This is a genomic window from Streptomyces sp. PA03-1a, assembly GCF_033792805.1.
GTDB lineage: Bacteria > Actinomycetota > Actinomycetes > Streptomycetales > Streptomycetaceae > Actinacidiphila.
In genome coordinates this window covers 1-6,479 of record NZ_JARAVO010000362.1, presented here as the reverse complement: position 1 = coordinate 6,479, position 6,479 = coordinate 1, and the positions used below count along the sequence as shown (strand labels likewise).

Genomic DNA, 6,479 nt, shown 5'->3' with positions numbered 1-6,479 from the left:
CCCCCACTCCCGTCCCGTGCCGCACTCCCCCGGAACGCCCTGCCCCTGCGGGCTGCCCGCCACGTACGGCGACTGCTGCGGCCGCTACCACTCCGGCCACGCCGCCGCCCCCACCGCCGAGGCCCTGATGCGCTCCCGCTACAGCGCCTACGCGGTGCACGACGCGGCGTACGTACTGCGCACCTGGCACCCGGAGACCCGGCCCGCGGACCTGGACCTCGACCACCATCTGCGCTGGGAGCGGCTGGAGATCCTCGCCACGACCGACGGCAGCGCCTTCCACAGCGAGGGCACCGTCGCCTTCCGCGCGCACTACAGCCTGCGCGGCGAGCACGACGCGATGCAGGAGAACAGCCGCTTCGTCCGCCATGACGGCGCCTGGGTCTACGTGGCGCCCCTGCCCTGAGCGCATCGCGGCGGGAACGCACCGCCCGGGGAACCCTCGGCACCGAAGACCCCGGGGCCTGACCAGACCCGTCCGCAGGCCCGAACCGTGGTACGCGCACGCGCCGTCACCGCGGAGCCCGCGCCGACCGCCGGGGCTCATCGCCCGGGAGCCCCGGCGGCGTCCCCATCGCCTGCTTCCGCTCGGCGGTACCCGGCGCCGAGGCCGCCCGCGCCGTCCCGTCGGCCGGCACGCTTGCCGGTACGCGATCGCACAAGCCGATGGGGCAAGCAGGCGGTCGACGTGCGGCATCACCGTCTCCGCCGCACCTCGCCGTGCCGGAACCCGTCCGTGCGGCGGACCGCGACGCCGCGGAGGTTCACCGCTCCGGCGACACACCACCGTCACCGGTCCCGGGCACCCCTCGGCGTCGCTCCGGGGCACTCACCCCGCCGACCACGCCCGGCACCTGAGCCCGATCCTGCAGCACCGACCCGCACGCGGGCTGCGGGACGGCATCCGTACCTCGCAGACCAGGCGCCTCACCGGCCCTCCGAAAGCCGCGGGGTCACCGCTCCGGGGAGCCCCCGGCATCCAGGCCGCGCGGCCGCACCAAGCCCGTCTCGTAGGCCAGCACCACCGCTTGGGCCCGGTCGCGCAGCGCGAGCTTCGCGAAGATGCGGGCGACGTGCGACTTCACCGTCGCCTCGCTCAGCGTCAGTTCCGCGGCCAGTTCGAGGTTGGACAGGCCGCGGCCCAGCAGCGTGAGGACCTCCAGCTCACGAGGGGTCAGGGCGGCGAGGTCGGCGTGGACCGAAGGCCCGTCCTGCGCGGCCGCGGACCCGGAGGCGAAGCGTTCCACCAGCCTCCGAGTGATCGACGGCGCCAGCAGGGCGTCCCCCGTGCCGACCAGCCGTACGGCCGCCGCCAGGTGCTCCGGCGTGACGTCCTTGAGCAGGAAGCCGCTCGCCCCCAACGACAGCGCCGTGTAGACGTAGCGGTCCAGGTCGAAGGTGGTCAGGATGAGCACCCGGCACTGCGGGGTCCGCTCCAGGATGCGGCGCGTGGCCTCCAGGCCGTCCATGGCCGGCATGCGGATGTCCATCAGCACGACGTCCGGCCGCAGCCGGTGTGCCTCGGCGACCGCCTCCGCGCCGTCCGCGGCCTCGCCGACCACCGTGATGCCGCGCGCGGTGAGGATGAGCCGGAAGCCCGTCCTGATGAGGGTCTGGTCGTCGGCGATGAGCACGCGGGGGGCCGCCCCGTCCGCGGCCGCCGTCACGGCCGGTCCAGCGGGATGCGCGCCCTGACCCGGTAACCGCCGCCGAGGCGGCGCCGGGCGTCCAGGTCTCCGCCGTACACCGCGACCCGTTCGCGCAGGCCCAGCAGACCGCGTCCGGTGCCCGCACGGCGGCGCGCCACGGCGCGGGCCGCCACGGACTGCGCGGACTGCGTGCTCCCGGCTCCGTCCAGCACGCTGGGGCCGGTGTTGAGCACCTCGACGCGCAGCGCGCGCTCCGCGTACCGCACCGTCACCTCCGCCTTCCCGCCGTCGCCGTGCCGGAGCGCGTTGGTCAGCGCCTCCTGGACGATGCGGTACGCCGTCACGTCGATGCCCTGCGGCAGGGGGCGTGGTTCGCCGGAGACGCGCACCTCGACGGGCAGCCCGGCGAAGGAGACCCGGTCGACGAGCGCCCCCAGCCGGTCCAGGCCGGGCTGCGGGGCCAGCGCCTCGACGCCCTCGTCGCCGGGCCCACCCGGAGCAGGCTCCCCGCCCCCGGTGTCCTCGCCGTCCACGCCGTCCGGGGACGGCGCCAGCAGTCCCAGCAGGTGCCGGAGGTCGGTCATGGCGCCGCGCCCCGCGTCCTCGACCGCCCGGAGCGCCGCCGCGGCCTCGTCCGGCATCGTGCCCATCACCTCACGCGCCGCGCCGGCCTGGACCACCATGAGGCTGACGTTGTGACTGACGATGTCGTGCAACTCCCGCGCGATCCGGTCCCGTTCGGCCGCCACCGCGGCGCGCGCCGCGCTCTCCCGCTCCCGCTCGACCAGCCAACCGCGTTCCCCCACGGCCGCCTGCCAGCGGCGCCGCGTGCGCACCAGGGCCACCACCAGGCACACGGCGGCGAAGCACGCCACCCCCAGCGCCACGACCAGCACGTCCGGCTCCCCCTCTCGCCTCGGGATCACCTTCGCAGACGACCACCCCGGACGCATCAGCCCCTGGATGCAGGGTTCCTGCATCCCCAGGATGAGATCCCCGGCAATGTGCCATCCGGGGAGGGATGTCCGGGCCGCGCCTCGCCCCTAGCGTCCTGTTCATGGTCACTGAGGACAGCAGCGGGAAGACCGTCGTACGGCTCGACGGCGTACGCAAGGAATACGGCGAGACGACCGCCCTGAACGGCGTCACGCTGGAGATCCGCGCCGGGGAGGCGGTCGCGGTGATGGGCCCCTCCGGGTGCGGCAAGTCCACCCTGCTCAACATGATCGCCGGCCTGGACCGGCCCACGTCCGGCACGGTGCTGGTGCACGGCGAGGACGTGGGGCGGTTGAGCGAGCGGGGCCTCGCCCTGTACCGGCGGCGGCGCATCGGCATGATCTTCCAGTTCTTCAACCTCGTCGACGACCTGTCCGCGCTGGACAACGTCGCGCTCGCCGCCCAGTTGACCGGCACCCCCGCCCGGCCGGCCCGGCGCCGCGCCCTGGAACTCTTCGAGGAACTCGGCATCGCGGACCGCGCGAACGCCTATCCGGCCGTGCTGAGCGGCGGCGAACGGCAACGCGTCGCCGTGGCACGCGCCTTGATGAACCGGCCCGCCCTGCTGCTCGCCGACGAGCCGACCGGCGCCCTGGACAGCCGCGCGGGCGAGCAGGTGATGGACCTGCTCCTCGACCTCAACCAGATCGGGCAGACGCTCGTCCTGGTCACGCACGACGAGCACCTCGCGCGCCGCTGCGCCAGCCGCCTGGTCACCCTCGCCGACGGCCGGGTGACCGGGCAGCACACCCTGGAGCCGTCCGCATGAGGGCGGTGTGGCGGGCCGCGCGGGCGGCCGTACGGCGGCGCAGGCTCCAGACCCTCGTCATCGCGCTGGTCACCCTGACCTCGACGGGGGCGATCGTCGTCGCGCTCGGACTGGTCGACGCGGCCTCCGCGCCCTTCGACAAGGCCTTCGGCAAGCAGCACGGACCCCATGTCGTCGCCGCGTTCGACCGGTCCAGGACCTCGGACGCCCAACTGGCCCGCGCGGTGGGGGAACCCGGCGTCGAGGCCGTCGGCGGACCCTTCCCGCAGGCCACGGTCGAGCTGCCGCGGGACACCGCCACGTACGGGGTCTTCGGCGAGGTCACCGTCGTCGGCCGGGCGGAGCCGGGCGGGGCGGTGGACCGGCTGGACCTCTGGGCGGGCCGCTGGGCGACGGCGCCCGGCGAGGTGGTCCTCAACCGTCAGCCGGACTGGACCGCCGACGACCTGGGCAAACGCATCCGGGTCCCCTCCGGTCCCACGCTCACCATCGTGGGCTTCGCCTTCGACCTGAGCCGCACCGCCGACGCCTGGGTGGCGCCCGCCCAGATCGACGCGCTGCACCCGGCCACCACGCAGCTGCTCCTGCGCTTCTCCGACGCCTCGTCGGACGCCCGGCTCCGCGAGCAGCTCGGGACGGTGACCGCACGGCTCCCGCAGGGCGCGCTCGCCGGTTCCGAGTCGTACCTCACGCTCAAGCACCGGATCGGCGGGGCGGCGCGGGCGTACGCGCCGTACCTGATGGCCTTCGGCATCCTCGGCATCGTGGTGTCCGTGCTGATCGTCGCCAACGTGGTGAGCGGCGCCGTCATCTCCGGCTTCCGGCACATCGGCATCCTCAAGGCCCTGGGGTTCACACCGGGACAAGTGCTCGCCGTGTACCTGGTGATGGTGACCGCGCCCGCGGTCCTTGGCTGCGCCGTCGGTGTGGTCGCCGGGAACCTGCTGGCGGGGCCCTTCTTCGAGTTCACTTTCACCGGACCCGACGCGGGCGTGTTCCACGACAGCGTCGGCATCGCGCCGTGGGTGAACGTGCTCGCCCTGCTCGGCATGCCGGCCGTCTGCGTCCTCGCCGCGCTGGCCCCCTCGCTGCGCGCGCACCGGCTCTCCGCGGCGCGGGCGATCAGCGCGGGCGCCGCCCCGCGGACGGGGCGCGCCCTGGGCGTCCAGCGACACCTGGCCGGCAGCCGGCTGCCGCGTTCGGTGAGCCTGGGCATAGGGCTGCCGTTCGCCCGGCCCGGCCGCAGCGCCCTCACGGTGGCCGCGGTGGTCCTGGGCGTGACCACGGTGACGTTCGCGTCCGGCCTGGCCACGACGATGACCCGGTTCGGCACCGCGGGCCTGGACGCGTACCAGGTCACCGTGTACGCGAGCAACGTGCGGCACGGCGAGGTCGTCGACCCGGAACACTCGGACCCCGAACTCACCTCCCTGCTCGGCTCGTTGCCCGGAGCCGCCGGGATCACCGCCCGGGGGGACGTGGACGTGACGGTAGCCGGTTCCACGCGCGAGGCCATGCTCGAGGGCCGCCGCGGCGACGGGCCCGAACTGGGCAGCGTGCTCACCGAGGGCCGCTGGATGCGGCGGGCCGGAGAAGTCGTCGCGGGGACGGCCTGGCTCCGGCAGTCCGGCCTGCGCGTCGGCGACGCCGTGCGGCTGCGGAAGGGCGACCGGAGCGAGGAGGTGACGGTCGTCGGCGCGTTCATGGAGAGCGACGGCCAACTGCTCGTCGCCGACTGGCCGACGTTCACGGCGCTCGCCCCTGGGGAAAAGCCCATCGCCTACCACGTCAAGCTCCGCGACGGCACCGACCCGGCCGCCTACGCCCACGCGGCCGCGGCCGCCGACCCGGGCGTCAGCCCGGCCGTCACGGGTCCGAACGCCATCACCCAGACCGTCGTCGGCTCCGCCTCGGTGCTCACCGCGATGCTGGCCGTCGTCGCGTCGCTCGGCGTCTTCAACACGGTCGTCCTCAACACCCGCGACCGGCGCCGAGACCTGGGCATGCTCAAGTCTATCGGGATGACCCCGCGGCAGGTCACGGTGATGATGACGACCTCGATGGCCGCCCTCGGCGCCCTCGGCTCCGCACTCGGCGTCCCGCTGGGCATCTGGGGCTACCGGCAGGTCGTCCCGCGCATGGTGGACGCGGTCGACCTGACCCTCCCCCCGTACATGACGGACGTCTGGCACCCCCCGGCCCTGACCGCCCTCGCCCTGACGGGCATCGCCATCGCGGTCCTCGGCGCCTACCTCCCCGCCCGCCGCGCGGCCCGCCTGACCATCGCGCAGGTCCTCCACAACGAGTGACGGCTCGGCCGGAGCCGCCCGCGCGCGCCACGCCCACCCGTCGGCCGCACAAGGCGCCCCGGCGACGGCGGTTCCTGACGCCGCCCCGGAACGAGAGCCCAGGGACCGGGCGTTGGCGGCTCCGAGGCATACCCCGGGCCGAGGCCGTGGCCCGTCCGGCGATGCCGGCCGCCGGTACCGTGCGGGGTCGCGCCGGCAACCGGCTGGGCGAGGCGTACGGCCTGCACGGCCTGCACGGCCTGGGCCTGGTGGCCCGCGAGGAGGGGGGCACGGCGACCGCGCCGGCCTGCCACCGTACGGCCTTGCGCCTGTTCGAGGAGCCGGGCAACGCACCGGGGACCGCCTACACCCGCGGGGACCTCGGTGGCCTGCTCGTCCTGCTGGGCGATCCCGCCGCGGCGGTCCGGGAGTTCGAGGCCGCCCTCACGGTGCTGAGCGGTCTGCGCCATCCCGTGGCGGAGGGGCCGTGCCGGCTGCACCTGGCCGAGGCGCTGGCCCTCGCCGGTGACCCCGTGGGCGCCGCCCGGGAGCAGTGTTGCGGCGAGGCGCTGCCGGCCGGAACGGACGGCTGGCCGCAGCTCGACGAGGCACGCGCGCGCCTCACCGCCCTCGGCCTGCCGGCCACCGCCACGGGCTGACCGCCCATCGTCCCGTCTCAGCGCGTGCCGCGCAGCCGCTCCATGTCCCGCCGGTCCCGCTTGGTCGGCCGGCCCGTGCCGCGGTCGCGGAGGACGGGGGCCGGCACCTGCTCGGGGG

At 75.2% G+C, this 6,479-nt stretch carries 6 protein-coding genes; 4 read left to right on the top strand and 2 right to left on the bottom strand.

All coding sequences use genetic code 11. The features are described 5' to 3' along the window. Positions 1-16: 16 nt before the first annotated feature. Positions 17-406: a YchJ family protein gene (locus tag PV341_RS42885; RefSeq protein WP_500360708.1), complete on the top strand. Its 390-nt coding sequence runs from the start codon at positions 17-19 to the stop codon at positions 404-406. Positions 407-953: 547 nt separating this feature from the next. Here the strand turns inward: PV341_RS42885 and PV341_RS42880 are convergent. Together PV341_RS42880 and PV341_RS42875 are read right to left on the bottom strand one after the other, a co-directional pair. Next, positions 954-1,667 carry a response regulator gene (locus PV341_RS42880; protein WP_500326507.1) on the bottom strand — a complete coding sequence of 238 codons (714 nt, stop codon included), beginning with the start codon at positions 1,665-1,667 and terminating at the stop codon, positions 954-956. Beyond that, the gene (locus tag PV341_RS42875; protein WP_500360707.1) at positions 1,664-2,575 is read right to left on the bottom strand and encodes a sensor histidine kinase; all 912 of its coding nucleotides are present in this window, start codon (positions 2,573-2,575) and stop codon (positions 1,664-1,666) included. The genes PV341_RS42880 and PV341_RS42875 overlap by 4 nt, the downstream gene beginning before the upstream one ends. A 131-nt stretch (positions 2,576-2,706) precedes the next feature. Between PV341_RS42875 and PV341_RS42870 the strand changes: the two genes are divergently transcribed. From PV341_RS42870 to PV341_RS42860, 3 genes are all read left to right on the top strand, one after another. Then, positions 2,707-3,414, top strand: coding sequence for an ABC transporter ATP-binding protein (locus PV341_RS42870; protein WP_499515586.1), 708 nt, complete (start codon positions 2,707-2,709; stop codon positions 3,412-3,414). Continuing rightward, positions 3,411-5,723 (top strand): ABC transporter permease, encoded by a 2,313-nt coding sequence (locus PV341_RS42865; RefSeq protein ID WP_500360705.1) that lies wholly within the window; start codon positions 3,411-3,413, stop codon positions 5,721-5,723. Before PV341_RS42870 ends, PV341_RS42865 begins: the two co-directional genes overlap by 4 nt. A 161-nt stretch (positions 5,724-5,884) precedes the next feature. Then, positions 5,885-6,361: a tetratricopeptide repeat protein gene (locus PV341_RS42860; protein ID WP_500360703.1), complete on the top strand. Its 477-nt coding sequence runs from the start codon at positions 5,885-5,887 to the stop codon at positions 6,359-6,361. The last annotated feature ends 118 nt before the right edge of the window (positions 6,362-6,479 follow it).

Coding starts and splice junctions, on each gene's coding strand:
- PV341_RS42870 (WP_499515586.1), top strand. CDS start 2,707: ATGGTCACTGAGGACAGCAGCGGGAAGACCGTCGTACGGCTCGACGGC.
- PV341_RS42865 (WP_500360705.1), top strand. CDS start 3,411: ATGAGGGCGGTGTGGCGGGCCGCGCGGGCGGCCGTACGGCGGCGCAGG.
- PV341_RS42860 (WP_500360703.1), top strand. CDS start 5,885: ATGCCGGCCGCCGGTACCGTGCGGGGTCGCGCCGGCAACCGGCTGGGC.